Source organism: Planctomicrobium limosum (assembly GCF_051465645.1).
In the GTDB taxonomy this organism is placed as follows: Bacteria; Planctomycetota; Planctomycetia; order Planctomycetales; family Planctomycetaceae; genus Planctomicrobium.
This window is the reverse complement of sequence record NZ_CP195790.1, coordinates 2131168-2152500: the sequence shown is the minus strand read 5'-3', so window position 1 is coordinate 2152500 and position 21333 is coordinate 2131168. Positions and strand designations below refer to the sequence as shown.

Annotated in this window: 19 protein-coding genes; 16 read left to right on the top strand and 3 right to left on the bottom strand. The window is 52.2% G+C overall.

All coding sequences use genetic code 11. The annotated features are described in order from the left end of the window. Positions 1–288: 288 nt before the first annotated feature. Positions 289–1296 carry an acyl-CoA desaturase gene (locus tag SH527x_RS08035; RefSeq protein ID WP_437194139.1) on the top strand — a complete coding sequence of 336 codons (1008 nt, stop codon included), beginning with the start codon at positions 289–291 and terminating at the stop codon, positions 1294–1296. A gap of 213 nt (positions 1297–1509) precedes the next feature. Here the strand turns inward: SH527x_RS08035 and SH527x_RS08030 are convergent, their stop codons facing one another. Both SH527x_RS08030 and thrC read right to left on the bottom strand, forming a co-directional pair. After that, the gene (locus SH527x_RS08030; protein WP_437194138.1) at positions 1510–2028 is read right to left on the bottom strand and encodes a hypothetical protein; all 519 of its coding nucleotides are present in this window, start codon (positions 2026–2028) and stop codon (positions 1510–1512) included. Positions 2029–2160: 132 nt separating this feature from the next. Next, positions 2161–3531: a threonine synthase gene (gene thrC, locus SH527x_RS08025; protein WP_437194137.1), complete on the bottom strand. Its 1371-nt coding sequence runs from the start codon at positions 3529–3531 to the stop codon at positions 2161–2163. 437 nt (positions 3532–3968) lie between these two features. On the opposite strand from thrC, the gene SH527x_RS08020 reads away from it, so the two are divergent. The 14 genes from SH527x_RS08020 (at position 3969) to SH527x_RS07955 (ending at position 19021) form a co-directional block, all read left to right on the top strand. After that, positions 3969–4067, top strand: coding sequence for a 50S ribosomal protein bL37 (locus SH527x_RS08020; RefSeq protein ID WP_437194136.1), 99 nt, complete (start codon positions 3969–3971; stop codon positions 4065–4067). Between the two features lie 173 nt (positions 4068–4240). Beyond that, positions 4241–5158: a squalene synthase HpnC gene (gene hpnC, locus SH527x_RS08015; protein ID WP_437194135.1), complete on the top strand. Its 918-nt coding sequence runs from the start codon at positions 4241–4243 to the stop codon at positions 5156–5158. A gap of 344 nt (positions 5159–5502) precedes the next feature. Beyond that, positions 5503–6414, top strand: a complete 912-nt coding sequence (locus SH527x_RS08010; protein WP_437194134.1) for a hypothetical protein — start codon at positions 5503–5505, stop codon at positions 6412–6414. A gap of 389 nt (positions 6415–6803) precedes the next feature. Further along, the gene (locus SH527x_RS08005; protein ID WP_437194133.1) at positions 6804–8231 is read left to right on the top strand and encodes a c-type cytochrome; all 1428 of its coding nucleotides are present in this window, start codon (positions 6804–6806) and stop codon (positions 8229–8231) included. 127 nt (positions 8232–8358) lie between these two features. Beyond that, complete coding sequence (locus SH527x_RS08000; RefSeq protein WP_437194132.1) at positions 8359–9207, top strand: cytochrome c oxidase subunit II; 849 nt, start codon at positions 8359–8361, stop codon at positions 9205–9207. Positions 9208–9350: 143 nt separating this feature from the next. Beyond that, complete coding sequence (locus tag SH527x_RS07995) at positions 9351–11183, top strand: cytochrome c oxidase subunit I (protein ID WP_437194131.1); 1833 nt, start codon at positions 9351–9353, stop codon at positions 11181–11183. Between the two features lie 148 nt (positions 11184–11331). Further along, positions 11332–12303: a COX15/CtaA family protein gene (locus tag SH527x_RS07990; protein WP_437194130.1), complete on the top strand. Its 972-nt coding sequence runs from the start codon at positions 11332–11334 to the stop codon at positions 12301–12303. Then, positions 12300–13247 carry a heme o synthase gene (gene cyoE / locus SH527x_RS07985; protein ID WP_437194129.1) on the top strand — a complete coding sequence of 316 codons (948 nt, stop codon included), beginning with the start codon at positions 12300–12302 and terminating at the stop codon, positions 13245–13247. Before SH527x_RS07990 ends, cyoE begins: the two co-directional genes overlap by 4 nt. 75 nt (positions 13248–13322) lie before the next feature. After that, positions 13323–14486: a cytochrome c oxidase subunit 3 gene (locus SH527x_RS07980; RefSeq protein ID WP_437194128.1), complete on the top strand. Its 1164-nt coding sequence runs from the start codon at positions 13323–13325 to the stop codon at positions 14484–14486. 142 nt (positions 14487–14628) lie between these two features. Beyond that, positions 14629–15036, top strand: a complete 408-nt coding sequence (locus SH527x_RS07975) for a cytochrome C oxidase subunit IV family protein (protein ID WP_437194127.1) — start codon at positions 14629–14631, stop codon at positions 15034–15036. A 262-nt stretch (positions 15037–15298) separates the two neighbouring features. After that, positions 15299–16258 carry an ATP-binding cassette domain-containing protein gene (locus SH527x_RS07970; RefSeq protein WP_437194126.1) on the top strand — a complete coding sequence of 320 codons (960 nt, stop codon included), beginning with the start codon at positions 15299–15301 and terminating at the stop codon, positions 16256–16258. A 171-nt stretch (positions 16259–16429) separates the two neighbouring features. After that, the gene (locus SH527x_RS07965; RefSeq protein WP_437194125.1) at positions 16430–17275 is read left to right on the top strand and encodes an ABC transporter permease; all 846 of its coding nucleotides are present in this window, start codon (positions 16430–16432) and stop codon (positions 17273–17275) included. Positions 17276–17403: 128 nt separating this feature from the next. Continuing rightward, on the top strand, positions 17404–18666 hold the full coding sequence (locus SH527x_RS07960) for a DUF420 domain-containing protein (protein WP_437194124.1): 1263 nt from the start codon (positions 17404–17406) through the stop codon (positions 18664–18666). Between the two features lie 88 nt (positions 18667–18754). Continuing rightward, positions 18755–19021: a hypothetical protein gene (locus SH527x_RS07955; protein WP_437194123.1), complete on the top strand. Its 267-nt coding sequence runs from the start codon at positions 18755–18757 to the stop codon at positions 19019–19021. Positions 19022–19152: 131 nt separating this feature from the next. On the opposite strand, the gene SH527x_RS07950 is transcribed toward SH527x_RS07955, so the two are convergent. Continuing rightward, positions 19153–19719 (bottom strand): YqgE/AlgH family protein, encoded by a 567-nt coding sequence (locus tag SH527x_RS07950; protein ID WP_437194122.1) that lies wholly within the window; start codon positions 19717–19719, stop codon positions 19153–19155. A gap of 783 nt (positions 19720–20502) precedes the next feature. On the opposite strand from SH527x_RS07950, the gene SH527x_RS07945 reads away from it, so the two are divergent. Next, on the top strand, positions 20503–21330 hold the full coding sequence (locus SH527x_RS07945; protein WP_437194121.1) for a TIM barrel protein: 828 nt from the start codon (positions 20503–20505) through the stop codon (positions 21328–21330). Positions 21331–21333 lie beyond the last annotated feature (3 nt).

Below are 21333 nucleotides of genomic sequence, written 5' to 3'. Positions count from 1 at the left end.
TCACTTTGGAAACATGTTATGGTGTTGCGTTGCTTGTGACAATACTTTGACAGTTGTGGCAAAAGTTTGACTGAAGTTTTCCGCCGTTCTGACACAGATCTGGCGATAATCTGATACAACGCCTTCCACTTTAATGTCGCTTTCTCACGCTGGATGGACGTGGTTCTTCGAAAATGGTTGCTCAGAGAGCACCCAGTTTTAGAACACCCAGGTGAAGTGCGAGTTTGTGGCGAACACTGTCAGGTGGTATGGGAAACGTGCCACTTTTGAGACGAAAGAGCTCTCCATATGTCTTCAACCACTTTTGATTCACAGGGGGATGACGCTGCCGTGGATGCTGAGGCATTTGCTGCGGAGTCAGTCGCCGACGAGATTTCGCAAGGTTCTTCAACTGAAGCGGCACCGAAGCAGATGAGCGTTGCCGCTCGTGAACGTGCTGAACTGGTTTCCTACTTCTATAAAGACAACCTGAAGCTTCGCAATCTGGACTGGGTCGTTGTGGCCTGGATGCTTGCGATGCATATCGGGTGCTTGTTTGCTCCGTTCTATTTTACCTGGCAGGCAGTGCTTGTTGCTCTCGTGTTGCACTGGGCAACATGCAGCATCGGGATCTGCATGACATTCCACCGCTGTCTGTCACACCGCTCTTTGAAATTGAAGAACCCAGCCAAGTTCGTCGGGATTCTTTGCGGAACAATTGCTGGTGAAGGAACTCCCCTGATGTGGGCAGCGACTCACCGTGTCCATCATGGACACTCCGATCAGCCTGGTGACCCGCACTCTCCACTGGAAGGCCCTTGGTGGTCACACCTGTGGTGGATGATGGTTAAAACAACTGACCGCAAGAAGCAGTTGCTGTATCAGTACTATGCTCCGGACTTGTGCCGTGATCCAATGTTGCGATTCTTTGAGCGAACCTTCGCTCTCTGGCTGTGGGCATCAGGTCTGGCATTGCTGTATTTTGGCGGCCTGTCAATGTTCCTGTGGGCAATGTGCGTCCGTCTGGTTCTCGCTTATCACAGCACCTGGTTTGTGAATTCCGCTACTCACCTGTGGGGGTACCGGAACTACGAGACAACAGATGCTTCTCGGAACCTGTGGTGGGTTGCATTGTTTGCCTATGGCGAAGGTTGGCACAACAACCATCATGCTCACCCCCGTCTGGCTCGTGCCGGTCATCGCTGGTGGGAATTTGATATGACCTGGTGGTCAATCAGTTTCCTCCGAGCAATTGGATTGGCGACTGACGTGGATGATCGAATTCCGGAGAAGAATGCCGCAGCAACTCCGATGTAATGTTGATGGTCGGATGAAACTGATCTGATGGCGAGCGACGCCAGTGGAAAAAATGAAGGGAAGCCTGAAATCAGGCTTCCCTTTTTTGTTTGGTGCTGCGTTCCGGTGCAGAGGTTTGTCAGTCGAATCCGGACTCAGGTCACGATTTAGAATTCTTGACTCACTCAGCCGCATTGAGTGTAGAAGCCGTGACAAACGTCACCTTGAAGCAGACTACTTTACTGGTGAGTTGCGGTCCGGCATCCAGGTGCTCAACTCGTTGAAGAGAGTTCGTAGCTCACCGTGCTGTCGAACTCCGGCAAGCAATGAAAGCGGCTTGATTTTGCGTCGTACCAGTTCCTTCTTCAGCTGCGGAAGCAGAGTCGTGTAGAAGAGCTGATGCTGGCAAACTTTCCCCCAATACAGGGCCACATACAGCGACAGAAACGCCAGTCCCGGGATCAGATACCAGCGTTTCATGGAGACGTCCATGATTCCATGAACGAAAATCGTACTCCAGAAAACCAGTGTTGCCGCCACCAACAGCGGAAACAGGTTGCATCGTGTCAGTTGTTCGTTTGACTGAACAAGCAGACCATAAAGTTCAGAGTCGTCGACGCCGTCTCGCAGGTCGCTGGTGTTATGGAATGGATGGCATACCAGCTCACCTGACTCACGAGAGACGATGATCTTCTCTCCCTCGTCAGGAAGATATTCAGCCAGGTACTCGAGTTCTTCGAATGGGCTCAACATCCCGATTCTCCTGCAGAACGGTTCAGGTGGTCTGACCAGTTCAGATCATCGTCAATCGTGCGTTGCCGATCATTTTTTACGGCGTGCCTCAGATTGATTCAACTGCATTGGTATATCGACAGGTGGATATACCTAACAAACTTTATTGATGACTTCCAGAATTGAATCGAGATTATTTTGAACAACGATCGGGCGATTCTGGAATCGACCTGTCGCATTTCCCTTAGAGTCCCCAGCGTGATAGTGAACCGTTGCTGTAGGATCCTTTAGTTGGTGCCCGGTCAGGATGCATACGACACGATCACTTGGGGCAATGATTCCTTGCTCACGAAGAAGTTTCGCGCCCGCGACACTTGCTCCACTGGCAGGTTCGCATCCGAACCCACCGGCTCCAACCTGAGCTTTCGCGTCGAGAATTTCTTCGTCTGTGACTTCGCGAACAACTCCGTCGCAGGCATCCAGTGCCCGCAAGCATTTCTCCAGATTGACAGGGCGATTGATTTCGATGGCGCTAGCGAGCGTGCTGGCTCGATTGTTCTTGTCGTCCATGTTTTTGTAGAACGACTCAATCATTTGGGAGTCAGGGCTGCCGCCATTCCATCGCAGTCCCTGCTTTTCATAAAGCTGGTAGAGCGTGTTCGCACCGGCCGCGTTGATGACTGCCAGTCGTGGAATACGGTCGATGAGCCCGAGCTGCTTCAGTTCGATGAATGCTTTACCAAACGCGCTCGAGTTGCCCAGGTTCCCGCCCGGGACGACGATCCAGTCTGGAACTTCCCAGTTGAGTCCTTCCAGAACGCGGTACATGATGGTCTTCTGACCTTCCAGCCGGAACGGGTTCACACTGTTGCACAGGTAGATTCCTCCCTGCTTGCAGACGTCGCGAACTTGTTTGAGTGCGTCGTCGAAGTCCCCTTCGATCTGCAGTGTGGTTGCCCCGTAGTCGAGTGCCTGAGACAGCTTGCCGTAGGCGATTTTTCCGCTGCCGACAAAGACAATGACGCGAAGCAATCCGGTGGTTCCAGCGTAAATCGCCAACGAAGCACTGGTGTTTCCAGTCGAAGCACAGGCTGCAATCTTGGCTCCAACCATTCTGGCGTGAGTCGTGGCCGCGGTCATTCCGTTGTCTTTGAATGAGCCAGATGGATTCAGTCCTTCGTATTGAAGGAACAGCCCACCGGCGTTCATCCCCACGTATTTTGCAACATGGTTCGAGTTCTGGAGAATCGTCTGGCCTTCACCAATCGTGACGATCTGGTTGTCCGGAGCGAATGGAAGCAGCTCGCGGAAACGCCACACCCCGCTGAAGTTCAGCGGATTCGAGCGTTGGCTCCAGCGACTTTCAAATTCTCGCAACGATTTTGGAACCTGAACCTTGTTCCAGTCGTATTGAATGTCCAGCAGTTGTCCGGTTGCTGGACAGGCCGTCAACACTTCCTGGATTCCGTAAGTGTGTGATGGGCCGTTGCCGATGTTGGTTTGAAATGCGACTTCGTTGGACATGGTTCTATAGGAAGTTTCAAACGGCGTTTTGGTTGCGAATTCGGTGATTGAGACCTTGGAGAAATCTGTGCGGTGACTGGAATGACGGGCTTCCCGCACGTTGGTTCGAGCAATTTTCGCCAGAATTAAGGAATGGAATTCTGCGGCGAGATCGATCTCGAACCGGACGCTCCGCAGGCAATTGCGTGAGCGTTTCTCGATTTGCAAGGTAAATAATCATCTTGTTTTACACACATTGACGCAACTCCGAACGTCAGGACATCCAAAGGGAAATCCGAAGTTACGGAAAAATGCGTCGCGATTTTTCTGTCGACCGAAGCAGATTCTTAAAAGTCGCTTCCCCAGTCGACTTTCGGCCGATACACTATTCGGCTTCTCGAAACATGAGGTTGTCCGGCCATGTCCCTGCCGGAGATAATAAAATCAGTGAGGTAGTCATGGCCAAAACACAACGTCGTCTGAAAAAAGCCAATCACGGAAAACGCCCAGCTAGCTCAAAGGCTCGCCGGCTGAAACGAGCTGGGATCAAGACATAGTTCTTGAGTGCTCGCATGACTCGGAGTGATGAGTTGCTTTGGCAAGTTGACTCCGGGATATTGAATTCATGAAGTGCCGGTTTCTGCAGTTGCGGACCGGCACTTTATTTATGCGCTGCTTTGTTGGTGCGCATTGGCGCGGTCATTTTCAGTGCTTGCCGGGTATGCACTCCATGGGCAGCAGTCTCGTCATTGAAGATCTGGAGCGTTGGGGGCCCGATCGGACCTGGTCGGAAATCGGCCAGGTTGATGCAGAGGCGTATTGCCGCAGGCTCGCAACGACCCAATACGAGAACTTTCCTGTTGTATCCATCTTGCTGCCGAAGCGTTTGCGTCAACATTTCTATAACGTTTACGCATTTTGTCGCTGGGCAGACGATCTTGGCGACGAATCCGGGAGCACAGCGCAAGGAGTGAAGCTTCTTGCGTGGTGGCAGTCGGAGTTAGACCGTTGCTATCTCGGGGAAGTCTCGCACCCTGTTTTTGTGGCACTTCTGCCAACGATTCGCCAATTCGATCTCCAGAAGTCTTTGTTTGATGATCTGATTGCTGCCTTCGTGCAGGACCAGTCGGTCACTCGATATGAGACATTCTCTCAACTGGAGGATTATTGCAGGCGTAGCGCAAACCCTGTTGGAAGAATCGTTTTGGCGTTATGTGGTCGGTTGAATCGTGAGAATGCTGTGCTGTCAGATCGTGTCTGTACTGGCCTGCAGTTGGCAAATTTCTGGCAGGATGTCGCTCGAGATTATGAGATCGGACGGATCTATCTTCCGGAAGAGGATCGCGTTCGGTTTCGGGTCACGGATGAGATGATGGAGATGCGGCGGACGACACCGAAGTTTCAGGCGTTATTGCGGTTTGAAGTCGCTCGGGCGCGCGAATTCTTGCTGGCGGGGCAACCTCTCGTGGGGAAGATGCCGGGACGGCTCAAGTTTGATATCGATCTCTTTGTCCGCGGCGGGCTGATGATTCTCGAAGCGGTGGAGCGAATTGACTATCAGGTCTGGGAACGGCGTCCTGTTATTCGGAAGTCTCAATTTCTTTGGGAGACGGTGTGTAGCGTCCCGAGGGTTTGGCTGTCGCGGTAGCAGGTGTGACCACTGTTGCGGATTCTGTAACATATGTAATGCGAGTATGTTGCGGATTGGTTCTCTGTTGTGGGGAGCTGAGGGGATACAAATTTTTCTCGATTGCCCCGAAAGGTTTCCGGCTGTTCTGACTTTCCCAGTTGGGGAAAAATGTTCGGGAACGGGTGTTCAATGGCGAGAATTTTGGCCTGACACAAGCGACGGTCGATGCAATGTTCCTGTACAATCTCTAAACCGTACACTATTACCGAGATGTTCAATGGCCGTTTTGTAGGCCAGATGCATTGAAGTCCCACCTGAATTTTCTGACTGAATCGTCTTCGTTTTCCCGCCATGAAGATTTGATGTCAGTCAGCTTTGACGTCCGATCAACTTCACAAAAACGCTCTGTCATTCGTATGAAAAGCGGTTTGATACTGTCTGTTTGCTTGAGCATGCTGTTGTCAGCAGGCTGTGGGGATAGTCCGCGCAAACAGGGAGTCGGAGGGGGAGCCTCGGCACCTGTCTCTGTTCGCCTTTTGTACGATGAAGCTCCTTCAACAGAAGTCGAAGCGCCGGAGTCGTCAGAAGAAAAAATCACAACATTTGGAACGCTCAAAGGGCGTGTCGTTGTGAAGGGGACGAAGAGTCAAATCGCGATGCTGGCTGAAGGGGGCAAGCTGCTCAGGGGAGCAAAGCACCCCTCAGGGAAAATCGAAGACCAGTCTATTCTCGTCAGTCAGGATGGCGGGCTGGCAAACGTCTATGTTTATCTCTCAAGAATCCCGAATACCGAAGTTCCTGCTGCTTCTACGGAGCCAGTGTCATTGACGCTGAAAGATGGACGATTTGAGCCTCGGTGTTCCGTCGTTCGAGTTGGTCAGCCGTTGAAGGTTGTGAATAATGATGTTCTGACTCCGAAGCTGCGTGCTTCCGGGGTGGCGAATAAGCTCCTGCTGAATGTCCCGGTTGGTAAAGAAGATGTTCTGGAATCTGGTTTTCAGTTTCCTGAGCGGAATCCGATTTGGGTTGCGTCAACATCCCACAAATGGCTGGGAACCTGGACATTGCCATTGGACCACCCTTGGGTGGCGATCACGAAGCCTGATGGGACATTTGAAATCACAGGAGTCCCTGCAGGGCAGCATGAATTTATTGTTTGGCACGAAGGTCTGGGGCGAATCGAGAACCGCTTCGTTGTGGACATTCCAGAAAACGGGTCTGTCGAGAAGACAATCGACGTTTCAGCAGCAAGATTGCTGGGGCAGACTTGGTGATTTGAGCTGCTGGCTCAGGCCCGCAGCTTGTCGTGTGTTCGTTTTTTGTTTGAAACTGGTGGTAGAGAAAGCATTTGTCATATGTCGGTGTCACTGTTGAGAGTGGTCCGTTTCAGTATGGCTGATGCCCTTGTGGTGTTGCTTGTGCTCACAGTCGCAAGCCTGATTTTCGGCACAATGGTTGGGTGCAGGGTAGAATCATCTCGCACGCCGACCAAAGTGCAGACGACAGAAGACATCAAAATTCACGTCGGGCCAGAAATGCCTGCCGCAACTGAAGAGAGCGGCGACGAATCCTGATTCCAGTTGTTAGCTGGCAGGGATGGTCTCGAGTGACTCCGTTTCGCATCTCGTCGAGATGCACCTACTTGAAAAGTTGAGATTGTCTGGTGAGAACTTCCGTTTTCATTATCGCGATGTTGATGCTGCTCCCCGGTTGTAAAAAGCCGGAGTTCTCGCATCGTACAGATTTTCATGACCTCGAAGGGTTCGCGCAGGAATACGTCAGCAAGGTTCTGGACAACTACTTCGGTGACGTCTCCGACGTAGTCGTCTGGGATAAGTTGAAGCTGAATGCGAGTCTTGCAGAAGGTGTGGTTGAACTGGCCTCGAATGAGACAGGGAAAACCAGGGTCGCATTCACCCTGCCTGAAGACCATCCGGAAATCACACCAGGAACTGAAGTTATCTGGGTGACCGGCGATCTGGCTGGCAAGGAAAGTGCCTGGATCTCTGAGTGGGATGCAAAAACTCAAACAGCAACGTTTGAAACCAAGCTGGAAACATTGCCGGTTGTGGGGGCAAAGGCGCTGATTGGCCCGGGACAAGTTTTGGTTCGAGGGCGGCACCTGTATGCAGAGCACTGTCAGCATTGTCATGGCATGTCGGGAGATGGAGCGGGCCCAACCGCACAATATCTTAACCCGAGACCACGCGATTACCGAAAAGGGATCTTCAAATACACTCTGACTCAGGCTTCTGAGCGTGCCAGCCGTGATGACCTCAAGCGGATCATCAATGACGGGATGCCGGGAACCTACATGCCATCATTCAAACTGCTTAGTCCAGAGGAGATGGATTCTGTCATCGAGTATGTGCTTTGGTTGTCCATGCGAGGAGAAGCCGAGTATCAGCTTGTGAAGTACCTGATGACCGACTATTCCAAGGTCGCTGTTTCCGAGCGAGTTGAGGCCGGTCTGAAAGAGAAGCAGTCTGGTTCGGAAGACTATGAAACCTATGACAAGATCGCGAAAGAGTTCTATGAACTCGCGAATGATCCTGAAGAATTGCTGTATGAGTTTGACAATGCGGTCAACATGATGGTCTCCCGCTGGCAGAGTGCTCAATCTCCTTCAGCGCTCGTTACCCCTCAGGAAAAATGGGTGGGGAATGATCCAGAGTCCATTGAGCGCGGCCGAAAATGGTACTTGTCGGCTGATTTGAACTGCTTCGCCTGTCACGGGGAAGCGGGTTTCGGCGATGGACCACAGCAGTTTTCGATTACAAAAGACCTCGAGACCGGAAAAGACAATCCAAAGCCCGGCCTGTATGACACTTGGGGGAATCCGAACCCTCCACGAAATCTGCATACCGGAATTTACCGCGGAGGCCGCCGGCCGATCGACCTTTATGCCCGTGTGCATGCAGGGATCAAGGGAACACCGATGCCTGCGTTTGGAACAAAATTAAAGGATCAGGATATCTGGGATATCGTGAACTTTCTGTATAGTGTGCGATTTGACGCACCTCAGGCGGGTGACGGATTGAAACAGGCGACAACCTCGGCCAAAATCCCCCAGGATGTTGCGACCAACTGATTTTCGTAGAAGTGCTCAGGCGTAGGCATGGTGCCTGTCTGGATTACTTCAATCACTTCAAACCATTGGCCATCGCAAGTCCGAGATCGGGGTTCAACAAGTGAAGTGGTTCTGGTGTGTATTCTTCATGATCTGGCCGATTCTGGCAGTCGCAGTCTGCCTGATTGCGCCGTCACAAGGATGGTGGTTTCATACTGAATCTCCCAATCCCCTTGGTCGACGAATTGATCACTTGTTTTACGTGATCCTTTGGATCACCACGATTGTTTTCATCGGGACTCAGGTGGGTTTGGGATACGTGCTCTTTCAGGGAGCACGCCGAACAGAATCTGGTTCAGAGAAGCGGGCCTGGTATTCTCACGGACGTCATGAACTCGAAGTTCTGTGGAGTGTTGTTCCCGCTGTCGTGCTGCTGTTCATCGCACTTTACCAGCTGGATGTCTGGGCAGAGTTTCGCGTCACAGATTCCTTTCCCAAAAAGCGAATGGAAGAAGTCTTAACGCGACTGGGACAGAAGCGAACTGAGCGAGACAGTCTGGCGATTGCGGAGTTGACTGCCAGACAGTTTGAATGGCGAATTCGCTATCCAGGATTTGATGCAAATGGCAACCTGTTGACATTGCAGCGGGAACCGCAGCCAACGGACTTGTACTCGGTCAACGATCTGCGAATCCCAGCAGGTTCTCCAGCAATGGTGAATCTGAAATCTCAGGATGTGCAGCACTCGCTGTTCATTCCGGATTTGCGAGTGAAGCAGGACGCTGTTCCCGGCATTATCATTCCTGTCTGGTTTGAAGCCGATCACCCGAATCAGCATCAATTATTGTGTGCTGAACTCTGTGGGTGGGGGCATTACAAAATGAATGCACGACTGGTCGTTCAGACCGAAGAAGATTTTTTGGCATATCTGAAAGAGTTGCAGCGTCAGCAAAACTATGACGGCGTCAAAGACGAAGCCGCTGTCGCTACCGAGTGAGTCTCGTCAGTAAGCGTGGGTCAGCTGATCGCAGGTTGCGGCTGCTGACAGAAAAGAATGATTTCAACTCGACGGTTGGATCGAAACGTCGCCGCCAGGCGAAAAATGTGTGAATCGCCAACCGATTGATTGGGAGTTCCAAGGTGAGTTCCGTTGTCCTGCCTCCGACTGCCGCCGCCAATGACGGTGCCCATCCCGCCCACGGGGATGATCACTTGGCGTTGCTCAAGCAGGTCTACAAATTTTCGACAGATCACAAGATCATCGGGATTCAGTTTCTGCTGACAACGATGTTCATGATGATGGTTGGTGGCGCTCTGGCCTTGGCGATTCGCTGGCAGCTGGCTTTCCCGTGGGAACAGATGCCGATCTTCGGTCAGCTGGTGGCGAAGAATGCGGAGATGGGCGGACAGATCACGCCTGAGTTTTACACGATGCTGTTTACCATGCATGCATCGATCATGATCTTTCTGGTGATCATTCCCGTGCTGGCCGGTGCGTTCGGAAACTTTCTGATTCCGTTGATGATCGGTGCAGACGATATGGCGTTCCCGCTGTTGAACGCATTGAGCTACTGGTTCATGTGGCCGGCGATTGTCTGTTTTGCACTCGCAACAGGCGTTGGGGGCGAAGCATCTGGGGTGCGAGGCGGTTTGAATGCCGGTGCAGCTCAAGGCTGGACTTCATATCCGGTTCTGTCTGCTCTCCCTGAAGCGGCGCCGGGTTCAGAAGCAGCTCAATTCTGGTGGTTACTTGCAGTGACGTTTGTCGGCTTCTCGTCGATGATGGGCTCAATTAACTACATGACGACCATTATCAACATGCGCGCGCCAGGCATGACGCTTTTCCGCATGCCGTTGACGATCTGGTCGATGTTTATCACTGCGATTCTGCAGGCGTTCGCCTTGCCGGTGCTCACCGCAGCGGGGTTCATGCTGCTTGCGGATCGAACGTTTGGTACTTGCTTCTTCAAGCCTGCTGATCTGGTCGTCAATAATGCTGATCCGACACTTGGAGGCGGTCAGCCATTGTTGTGGCAACACCTGTTCTGGTTCTACTCTCACCCTGCCGTTTACATCATGCTGTTGCCGGCGATGGGGATGGTTTCGGATATGCTCGCCTGCATGTGCCGTAAGCCGATCTTCGGTTATAAGCCGATGGTTTATTCGATGGCGGCCATTGCTGGTCTCGGTTTCATCGTGTGGGGACACCACATGTTTACCTCGGGGATGAATCCGTTCATCGGCATGACATTCATGATCTCAACGGTCATGATCGCGCTGCCATCTGGAGTTAAGGTCTTCAACTGGATTGGAACAATCTGGGGTGGACGACCTGAGTTCAATACGGTCTTCCTGAACTGTATTGCGTTTGTCTCGATGTTTATCGTCGGGGGACTCTCTGGCATCTTCATGGCTGCAGTGCCAGTGGATGTGTACTTCCACGATACCTACTTCATTGTTGCTCACTTCCACTATGTGCTGTTTGGAGCAACGTTGTTTGGTGTCTTCGCTGCGATTCACTTCTGGTATCCAAAAATGTTTGGCCGGAAGATGAACGAGACTTGGGGAAAACTGCACTTCCTCCTGACCTTCATCGGGTTTAACGGCACCTTCTTTCCGATGCACTTGCTCGGAGTTGCAGGGATGCCGCGACGCTATGCCGACCCATTCCTGTACCCATATCTTGAGCACCTGTTGCCGATGAACCAGTTCATGACGGTTTGTGCGATGGTGATGGGCTTTGCTCAGTTTATTCTGATCTTCAACTTTGTGTTCAGCTGGTTCTCGAAAGAAGAAGTCGGCCGAAACCCATGGCATGCCAACGGTCTGGAGTGGATGACTCCATCTCCACCGGGGCATGGAAACTTTGATGTTCCAGCAGTCTGCTACCGTGGTCCTTATGAGTATTCTCACCCGGATCGAACGGAAGACTATTGGCCACAATGGGAACCTCCGATCCGAAAGAAGAGCTGAGCCCTTCCCTTCCTGCCAAATTTCCGCAGGTGAGCGTCTCGGACCCTCCGGTTCTGATTTGAATCTGCCCACCTGCATACTGCCGAGCTTCTTGCTCGAAACTTCAGTCGCCGAGGCGAACGTAGCCTTGGGGAAACGACATTGATTCATGAGTACTCAGGTAAAACCCTCGCGGACTTTTTATTACCTCGCCATCACGGAAGTCGTGCTTGCGTTGGTGACTCTCATTTTTGGTGCGCTGACCACTTCCAAAAATGCAGGAATGGCGTTCACCGACTGGCCGACCAGTGACGGCTATTTCATGGTGACCTATCCTTGGCTGCAAGACTTTGCCAAGAACTGGGATAAGTTTCTTGAGCATGGGCATCGACTGGCCGGAATGGTTGTTGGCCTGTGGTCAATCCTGCTTGTCGTTGTGGCATTTCGTATCGAAGATCGCCGCTGGGTTCGTCGACTGGCAATCGGAATACTGCTTGGGGTGATCTGCCAGGGCCTTCTGGGAGGTTTCCGTGTTCAGCTGGACGACCGTGGACTGGCGATGTTGCATGGTATTTTCGCTTCGATCGTTTTCTCGCTGATGGGAACGATGGTTGCCGTGACCAATCCGCAATGGCAAGTCGCGTCCGAATCCACGACCATAACTTCTCTGGGAATTCTCAAACGGTCAAGCATCGTTTGTGTTGTGCTGATTCTGACTCAGTACCTGTATGGCAGTTTGATCCGCCATCAGGGAACTGGTCTGCATGAGCACCTTGGGCTGGGGTTTGTTGCTCTGATAGCGATCATCGTGAATACGGTACTCGCCTATCGGCAGAAGCACCCTTGGTTGAGACGATCTGCAGTCGTGTTGCTGCTGATCGCCCTGACTCAGGTTCTATTCGGATTGAAAACCTGGGTATTGAAATATGGTTTTCCCGCAATGGGGTATGTCGCAGTTGCCGATTCGATTCAGGCAGTTTCATTGCGAACACTTCATATGGTCTGGGGAGCCGTCATCCTTATGGTTGCTGTGGTTAACGTGTTAAAAGTTTATCGACTCGCCGCTGTCTCATCGGAATCCGCATCTGCGGGCGCCGCTTCTTCTGAGTTGCATCAGGCGACCAGTGGAGGCCGTTCATGAACAGTCTGGCTCCCTCAATTCCGCATTCATCAACTGCGGACGACTCTGTTTCCAACCAGTTTGATCTGGCAGTGCCACAAACCGGTCGGCTGGCTGCTTACAAAATGCTTGCGAAGCCTCGCATTGGCCTGATGGTGTTGCTGGCAACATCGGTCGGGTATGTGCTGGGCTTACGCGGGGATTGGCAGACCATTCCGCTGGTGCATGCCTGCTTCGGGATTCTGCTGGCAGTCGTCGCTTCAAGCTCGTTCAATCAGATTATTGAGCGCAAGACCGACGCCAAAATGCCACGGACGAAAGATCGTCCTTTGGCCTCGGCGAAGCTCTCGGTGCTGGAAGTGACGTTATTCGCAATTGCTTGTGCCGTCATTTCTGTTGTGTATCTGTATTTCGTCGTGAACCCGATGACAGCCTGGCTGACACTCGCGACGATCCTGCTTTACTCTGTCTGTTACACACCGCTGAAGCGTTACACGTCATTGTGTACTGTGATTGGAGCGGTCCCGGGAGCGCTGCCACCTGTACTGGGATGGGCGGCTTCAGGAGCTCCATTGGATGCAGGTGCGTTTAGCTTGTTTGCAATCGTGTTCGTCTGGCAGTTTCCACACTTTCTGGCGATTGCCTGGCTCTATCGAGATCAGTACGAGATGGCCGGCCTGAAAATGCTGCCTGCCAATGGACGACCGGGAATCACCGGAGCCATTTCTTCGGCGTATGCCGTCGTGTTGCTTCCAATCAGTCTGCTGCCAGCCCATTGGGGATTGTGCAGCGACGTTTATGGAGTTGTGGCGATCATTCTGGGGATCATGTATGCCTGGATGGCCGTGCAGTTCCAGAGAACAGAGTCTCGTCGCGACGCTCGCCGATTACTCTGGATTTCACTTGTGTATCTCCCGGTTGTGATGCTTGCTTTGATTCTCGACCACCTACGATTGATGAACTGATACCTGCAGGGGCTTTCAGTGAATTTCTGTTAGATCACCTGCTTTATAGATACCGCCGATAGGGAACATCACAGGATGTCGCACAGCGCCAGTCAGCACACTCCGGCCCTGAAAATGGGGCTCCCCATTCCTAATGGGAAGCTTGGCTTGTGGCTGTTTCTTGGCACCGAGATCATGTTCTTCACCGCGTTTATCGGCGCCTATATTGTGCTGTACTTTGGATCGCCGGGATGGCCGACGGATTCCAATGTGACTCACATCAAAATCTGGGCAGGGGCGTTAAATACGTTTGTTCTGCTGACCTCCAGCTACTTCGTGGTCGTCGCCCATGAGGCAATGGCGGCCGGGAAGTATCAGAGGGCGTGGAACTTTCTGGCCCTGACGTTTGTCTGTGCGATCTTCTTTCTGGGAATCAAGGGCGTTGAATATTACGGGAAGTTCCAGCATCGGATTCTGCCTGGTCAGATTCCTGAATCAGCGTTGCGATCTGTGCAGATGTTGCGGGACGATTGGCTGAAGCATAGCGACCGTGAACTCGACAAGTTGATCCCCGGTCCCGGGTTGCCGCATGAGAAGCAGGCAAAGTTGCAAGAGGAACTCGGAGCGACTGAAGATGTCGCCCGTAAAGAAACCTTGCAGAACTGGTTTAGCCTTTATCAGGCATATACTCAATTTCGCGACGACGTTTCCAAAAACATTGTGACGTTGGCGTCTGCTGAAGACAGATTATTTGAACTGCGCAACACCGGCGTCTTCACGATTGGCGGAACAGAGCGAACGGGTGTTCTCGCTTCCCCGTCAGAAATTGCTCATTCTGCTGACCACAAGCACGGGCAGAGTGCAGGAGAAGGGGAGACCGTTGTTTCGGCATTGGCCATCCCTGAAGTGAAGCCGGGGCAGGACGCATTTCGCAGTGCAGGAAGTGCCTGGGAAGTGATTGACTCGAAGAGTGTCACCGCTGCGAAGTATCAGTACCGAGATTTGCTCGGTTCACTCGAAGTTCGTCAGCCGATTGTTTTCGGAAATCTGTTTGCGTCCACCTACTTCCTGATGACAGGGTTTCACGCGATCCATGTCATTGTCGGCATTATTCTGTTCACCGTCGTCCTGCTTCAGGGATCACGATTGAATGAGCGCTGGTCAAATTACGTCGAGAACAGTGGACTGTACTGGCACTTTGTTGATCTTGTCTGGATCTTTCTGTTTCCGTTGTTGTACATCCTTCCCGGGAATATTTAGTTTCCGGAATTGATCCGCATTGAATGGTCGGTAGATGAGTGTGTTCCGGCTCAGGCAACTGAGAGCGAGTCGGAGTTCTGCGCTTTACAGAAAATCGCGTGACTTGCGAGTTGATTTCATTGGCCTTTAGAGAGTTCGAAGCATGCACAATTCATCACAATCGCATGTTGAAGGCCATCCGAACGTCAATTACTTCATGATTTTCATGGCCTTGTGCGCGTGCACAGTTCTGTCAGTCGCATTCGATCTTGTTCACTTGCCTTCGGTGGTTCTGGTCACGCTGGTGCTGGCTGTCGCGGTCGCTAAGGCCATGTTTGTAATGACGTATTTCATGCACCTGAAATTCGAAGGTAAGTGGAAGTACATCATCCTTTCTCCAACGACAATCCTTGCCGTTGGACTGGTGATCGGTTTGGCTCCTGATATCGCCATGCAGTACTATGTCGATGATACGCCTCAGGCTCGCCTTGCAGCTGACAGGCAGGCTGATGCCAGTCACCCGAAAACTGGCGCTGCAACTCATTCGACTGACCATGTCCCGGCAAAGTGAGTCAGGTGAATTTGTCGATTCGCAGTGAACACCAGACGAGCGGCATTTGAAAACGCTTGCTGTTCGATGTCTCAGTCGGATTGGCATACGAGGCAAGCTGCTTTCCTGATTGCGAGTTCATCAGCACGGTGGCTGTTCTGATTGAGAGCCGATTCTGGTAGAGTCGTTTGTTGTGAAAGCCATTTTCGCATTCAGTTGGTCCCTGAAATCAATGCCGTAACACGCAGTTGTCTATCCCTTCAAAGAATCAGTCTGAATCCATATGCCAGCCGTTGTCGTTGATCAGGTCGAACACCGTTATGGGGAGCGTCAAGCTCTTGCCGGAGTCAGTTTCGACGTTCCTCAAGGCGATATCTTTGGATTGCTTGGCCCGAACGGTAGCGGCAAGACAACACTTTTTCGCATCCTTTCAACACTGATGCCGTTGCAGAAGGGGCGTGTTGAATTAGGGGGGCAAGATCTTCTTCGTAACCCTGATGCGGTTCGTCGCCTGATTGGCGTCACATTTCAGGCGCCAAGTCTGGACATTAAATTGACCGTCCGGGAAAACCTGATTCATCAGGGACACTTGTACGGGCTCTCCGGGAAGGCCTTGAAAGACCGTTGCGATACCGTGCTTGAACAGCTTGGAGTTGCTGAACGGGCAGGGGACTTTGCAGAACGCCTCTCCGGTGGTTTGAAGCGTCGTGTTGAGATTGCAAAATGTCTGCTGCATGCCCCGAAGATTCTGTTACTGGATGAACCGAGTACCGGACTCGATCCGGGGGCTCGCCACGAGTTGTGGAAGATTCTGGAAACACTGCAGCGCGATTTTGGTGTGACGATCCTAGTGACGACTCACCTGATGGAAGAAGCGGAACGCTGCAGTCGATTGGCAATTCTCGATCAAGGCAAGTTGATTGCCCTCGGACGTCCTGACGAGTTGCGGGAAATGGTCGGCGGGGACAGTGTCACGATCAACGCCGAACAGCCAGAAGCCTTTGTAAAGAGTCTAGAGCAACGATTTGGTGTTCAGTGCCAACGCGTTGGTGCCGCGATTCGAGTGGAACGGGAACGTGGGCACGAACTGCTGATGGAGATTGCAACAGCATTCCCCGGCGAGTTCCGCTCACTGACTGTCGGAAAACCAACGTTGGAAGACGTCTTTATAAAATTGACGGGCCGTGGATTGATCTCTGTTGAAACAGATCCGGATCCAAAGAAGAAAAAGAAGAAGCACTAAGGGACTCAGCTTCAGATTCGGCCATGCAGCGGTGACGTTGAGATTCGAATTGTCTCATCCAGTAGCCGGGCAGGTGTTGTCTGAAATGAAATTGCTGAGGGTGCTGGCAGGTCGATCTTGTTTTCGGATCCGCAGAGACTTCGAATCACTTTTTGAAAATGCTATTTCGTTATGAACCAGTCGCAAGCATCTGCCATTCAACCGAAAAATGCATGGCTTTGGGCGTCATGGACGCTCGCCGTGCGAGAGGTTGTTCGTTTTTTGAGGCAGCGTTCACGAGTCATGGGAGCAATCGGTCAGCCGATTCTGTTCTGGATTCTGTTCGGGGCCGGGTTGTCTGGTTCATTTCAGTTTGGCGGTGGTGACGCCCAGTCAGGTGTCTCGTTTCAGGAATACTTTCTCCCTGGGATCGCAGTTCTGATTGTTCTGTTCACCTCGATCTTCTCTTCCATCTCTGTCATTCAGGATCGGAATGAAGGTTTTCTACAGGGAGTTCTTGTCGCTCCGGTTCCACGGTCCTCGATCGTGATGGGAAAAGTACTGGGAGGGACATTCCTCGCACTGCTGCAGGCGTTCCTGTTCATTATCGCGGCGCCACTGCTGCAGTTCGTCGGACTTGCTCCACCAATGAACATGCCATTCAACCCCATCACGTTGTTGGGGGCGGCATTGTTCCTCGCGCTGATTTCGCTTGGGCTGACTGCATTAGGCTATTTCTTTGCCTGGAAGATTGATTCCGTGCAAGGTTATCACGGTGTCATGAGTCTGGTCCTGTTGCCGATGTGGCTGTTGTCAGGTGCGTTCTTCCCAGGGACCGGCAGCGTTTGGATGACCTGGTTGATTCGACTGAATCCATTGACCTACGGCGTGGCAGGATTGCGCCGTGTTTTAACGACAGATCAGGCGGCACTTGCCAACTTCCCTCCATTCTGGGTTTGCTTGTTGGTGACGACCGTCTTCGCATTGGCGTTGCTGTCGATCGACGTGTGGATTACTCGCCGCGACCGTCCGGTCTAGACCTGTTCGACGGACGAAGTGGTCGAGCTCGGCTTTCTCATCTGAAGAAGGCGAGAAACACAATTCAATTTCTGGATTGGCTCAAATGGCATCGATCCAGCGTTCGCTGCCGAATTTTGAACTCAATAATGTGTGTCGCTATGTTTGATCGAATCGGGACTGGGCGTTCAGCAGTCATGCTTGTTGCACTCATGCTCGGCATGCTGACACTGATCTCTGATGCGGTCGCTGCAGATGAGGCAAATGTTCCCGCTGCGGCAATCGTGCTTGAGCCGGGCGACGATGTTCCTCCGTTCGTACAGCTTTCACCTGACGAGGCTCCAATTGTTTGGGACGCCAAGCACGTTGGGGAGTTTCAGCTTGTCGATCAATGGGGAGATCCGGTTACTAGAGAGTCTCTTCTGGGAACTCAATGGGTTGCGAACTTTGTGTTCGCACGATGCGTGACCCATTGTCCTATGATGAGTCGGAAAATTATGGAACTGAATCAGGAACTGGCAGATGTTCCCGTTCGTTTCGTGACCATCACTGTCGATCCGGAGCACGACAGCGTTCCGTTGATGAAAGAGTTTTCCGACACCTGGAACGCAACCAAAGATCGTTGGCTGTTTTGCACCGGTGAGCCTGATCAGGTCTGGAACCTGATTCGCAAGGGCTTCAAAGTCGCGGCATGGGAAAATGTCGGAACGAAGAAACTGCCGGGGATGGAGTTTGCTCATACTAACCAGCTGGTGCATGTCGACAAGAATGGCGTCATTCAGGGACGCTATGACAGCGGCGCTGCATTTGAAGTTGAAGTCTTAAAGAAGGTTCTGAAGGGGCAGATCGCGACCCCAGTGAAATATCGCCCTGCGACTTTGGATGCCGAAGGAAACGCGGTCGTTCAGAAAGAGAATCCACTGGATAAGTTACCGGACTGGGCGAAGCGATTGCCGGCAACAAACGCCATGTTGAACAGCCTCTCGACGTTGCTGTTGTTGATGGGGGTCTTCGCTGCAAAGGCCGCAAAGTTTCGCCTCCATAAGCGATTGATGCTGACTGCGTTTCTGGTGTCGATCGTCTTCCTTGTCTGCTATCTGACCTCGCACTGGGCATTGCATCATTATGCAGGGCTGCGTGGACGACCGTTCAATGGAACAGGCATCATTCGCCCTGTCTACTTCGCGATTCTGATCTCTCACGTCATTCTGGCGGCCATGGTTCCAGTGTTGGCAATCATCACAATTCGAAATGGCCTGAAAGCCTATCCTGGCAACGCCACTCCAGATCAGTTGGCAGCACTGGGACGCGAGCGTCGCGTTCATCACCGCTGGGCAAAAGTGACGTTCCCGGTTTGGCTCTATGTTTCCGTGACTGGCGTCGTGATTTACTTTATGCTGTATTGGATGTGACAGCATTGTAATTGACAGCGTGTGGTGTTGAACGGTCTCTGACTGGTCGTGGAAGCAGATCGATTCAGCTCAGGTTCAGGAGCCTCTGATGCAACGAACACTGAAGATTCTCTGCCTGATGATCGCAGGCGGATTCGCGCTCACCGCTCAGCCAGTTCAGGCTTGCCCGATGTGCAAGATTGCACACGAAGATTCGACCGATCCCGCAGTCGCGGCTCGGCCTCGGGCTTATATGTACAGCATTTTCTTCATGCTGACGATGCCAGCGACAATTGTGACCGGTCTTGGAGTTTCACTGTACCGGATGTCTAAGCAGGAAGAAGCGAGACTCACTTCGATGGACCAGAACGCTTAAACCACCTGAAGCGCGGGTGAGACGCCAACGCCCATGCAGCATCAGGTGCGTTCACACGCTCTGTTGAACACGAAGTCGGACCGGTCATTGGCTGGGCATGTTAAGGAGCGGCAGACCTCGCAGAAACTTGCTCAGTTCCACTCAGGATGTTCGCATTGAAAGTTGAAGAGGCGACGCGATTTCTGGGATTGAGCGACGAGTTCGTCCCAGATGGCGTACGGATCCTGGTGGAAGACGTAGTCTGATTTCGCTGGAACAATCAGCCAGTCCCCCCGAGAGAGTTCGTCTTCGAGTTGCCCCGGTTCCCAGCCTGCACAGCCGCAGAAGATTCTGTATTTCGAGGCACACGGCTTCTGAGTGTTGGGGCTGACGATGTCTTCGAAGACCTCGGCACTGCTTCCCATGTATACCCCAGGGATGATCGGAGATTCGTCCGGGTCCAGTTTTGCGCAATTGTGAATGACAAACAGTGCGGCAGGTTCGACGGGACCGCCACAGTAGACAAGGTCACGCGTTTTCGGCAGCTCAATATGGCCTTTAAGCGCATGCGACACAGTGGTACTGGTGGGTTGATTCACGACAAGCCCCATTGCTCCGTCGGTCCCGTGTTCGACGATCAGGACAGCCGACTTGAAGAAATTGGGGTCGCGCAGTTTGCAACCGGCAACCAGGAACTTTCCTCGCAGTGAATTGCTCATACACTCTGGAATCGTGTTTAAGCAGAGCGAATCTGCGAGCGCAGACTCAATCTACTCAGCTTGAAGTGCTTGAAAATATGCTGTCAGACTGACATCGAATCATGAGACGATTCGCAATCAATCCCAATGTCAAAACGATCAGTTCGATGAATAACGGATTCTGGAGCCAATTGCTCCACCAATTATCCGTGCAGTGGGCGAGAGGACCAACGAGTGTCTGGTCCTGATCTTGCAGGGGACGTGGGGTAAAATTGAACGGAAGTGGAAGTCCCCTTCAATTGCAGTGTTGCATGGACAATCTGTCCATCGAACTTTTTCTCGCTGCGGTTCATATTCCAGATTCGAATTCTGGATGCAATCACGGAATTATATCTGGCGAGACTTTTGAGCCAATCCCCTCAATTCTGAAAGTCGCCCCCGGTGGTCGGAATAGTGCTTTTGGCTTTGATGAATGCCAAGATCTAGTGCTTTTTTGGGGGATACCTGTCGGTTAGAGGCAGTTTGCATCGCAGGATACGTCCGATTCTTTGTCTTCCTGGCCTCCGAGTTGGCTGGAGATTGTCGAATCAACATAGAATGATGTTAGAGTGGATGTCAAAGTTGTCTGGCTTTTCCGGCTCAAGGCATCCCGTCTTTTTCCTGTTGAGAAGGCTGTTGCACGGCCGCATAACAGACCGAATCGATCTCATGAGATTGAATCTGATCGGGGCGAATCTGCACGTCCATTTGCCTAAGTTCTCCTTTTGCCTTCATGCGGCGCCAAATTTGAATTGGGAATGAACCGTGATTAAATCTGCTGTCACAATCAGTCTGGTTTCGGAAGCAAAGGGGGGACCATTTGTCTTCTGGAGTGATCTGCCTGAGTCCATTCAATGTGCCGCGGAACTGGGATTCAACGCTGTCGAGCTATTTCTGCCAGGGCCGAACGCGGTTGCTATTCCCGAACTGAAACAGATGCTCTCCGAGAATAGGATCGGGGTCGCTGCTGTCGGGACCGGCGCAGGGATGGTGCTTCACAAACTGAGCTTAACTGACGCCTCTGCCGATATTCGGCATCGAGCAGAAGAGTTTATCTCTGAAATGATCTGCTTCGCCGGCGCGTTGAAAGCGCCGGCAATCATCGGGTCGATGCAAGGACGCTGGACGGAACAGCTGGGGCGGGAAACGACACTTGATCTCTTCGGAGAATCGCTGCGGCGATTAGGAATGCAAGCAGCAGAGTTCGGGGTTCCGTTGATCTATGAACCATTGAATCGGTACGAAACGAATCTGTGCAATACGCTGGCGGAGGGGGTGCAGCTCATCGAGTCACGAAATCTTGAGAACGTGGTGCTACTCGCCGATCTGTTCCACATGAACATTGAAGAGATCGACCTGGCAGAGTCATTAAGAAATGCAGGCCGACATGTGGGGCATTTGCATTTTGTGGATTCCAATCGCCGTGCCGCCGGGTTCGGGCACATCGATCTGGAAGCGGTCGCGTCTGCACTCAACTCGATTGGCTATCAGGGATACGCTTCAGCGGAAGCACTTCCCTGGCCTGATTCCAAGACTGCGGCTCGACAAACAATTGATGCGTGGAGCAATTGTTTCCGCAGAGACGTTTTGTAGAGA

What these genes read in the sequence shown, in the direction of transcription:
- SH527x_RS08030 (WP_437194138.1), bottom strand. Translation starts at nt 2,028, where the DNA reads ATGTTGAGCCCATTCGAAGAACTCGAGTACCTGGCTGAATATCTTCCT.
- hpnC (WP_437194135.1), top strand. Translation starts at nt 4,241, where the DNA reads ATGGGCAGCAGTCTCGTCATTGAAGATCTGGAGCGTTGGGGGCCCGAT.
- SH527x_RS07955 (WP_437194123.1), top strand. Translation starts at nt 18,755, where the DNA reads ATGCAACGAACACTGAAGATTCTCTGCCTGATGATCGCAGGCGGATTC.
- thrC (WP_437194137.1), bottom strand. Translation starts at nt 3,531, where the DNA reads ATGTCCAACGAAGTCGCATTTCAAACCAACATCGGCAACGGCCCATCA.
- SH527x_RS08020 (WP_437194136.1), top strand. Translation starts at nt 3,969, where the DNA reads ATGGCCAAAACACAACGTCGTCTGAAAAAAGCCAATCACGGAAAACGC.
- SH527x_RS07990 (WP_437194130.1), top strand. Translation starts at nt 11,332, where the DNA reads ATGAGTACTCAGGTAAAACCCTCGCGGACTTTTTATTACCTCGCCATC.
- SH527x_RS08035 (WP_437194139.1), top strand. Translation starts at nt 289, where the DNA reads ATGTCTTCAACCACTTTTGATTCACAGGGGGATGACGCTGCCGTGGAT.
- SH527x_RS07975 (WP_437194127.1), top strand. Translation starts at nt 14,629, where the DNA reads ATGCACAATTCATCACAATCGCATGTTGAAGGCCATCCGAACGTCAAT.
- SH527x_RS07965 (WP_437194125.1), top strand. Translation starts at nt 16,430, where the DNA reads ATGAACCAGTCGCAAGCATCTGCCATTCAACCGAAAAATGCATGGCTT.
- SH527x_RS07950 (WP_437194122.1), bottom strand. Translation starts at nt 19,719, where the DNA reads ATGAGCAATTCACTGCGAGGAAAGTTCCTGGTTGCCGGTTGCAAACTG.
- SH527x_RS08010 (WP_437194134.1), top strand. Translation starts at nt 5,503, where the DNA reads ATGTCAGTCAGCTTTGACGTCCGATCAACTTCACAAAAACGCTCTGTC.
- cyoE (WP_437194129.1), top strand. Translation starts at nt 12,300, where the DNA reads ATGAACAGTCTGGCTCCCTCAATTCCGCATTCATCAACTGCGGACGAC.
- SH527x_RS07960 (WP_437194124.1), top strand. Translation starts at nt 17,404, where the DNA reads ATGTGTGTCGCTATGTTTGATCGAATCGGGACTGGGCGTTCAGCAGTC.
- SH527x_RS07980 (WP_437194128.1), top strand. Translation starts at nt 13,323, where the DNA reads ATGTCGCACAGCGCCAGTCAGCACACTCCGGCCCTGAAAATGGGGCTC.
- SH527x_RS08000 (WP_437194132.1), top strand. Translation starts at nt 8,359, where the DNA reads ATGATCTGGCCGATTCTGGCAGTCGCAGTCTGCCTGATTGCGCCGTCA.
- SH527x_RS07970 (WP_437194126.1), top strand. Translation starts at nt 15,299, where the DNA reads ATGCCAGCCGTTGTCGTTGATCAGGTCGAACACCGTTATGGGGAGCGT.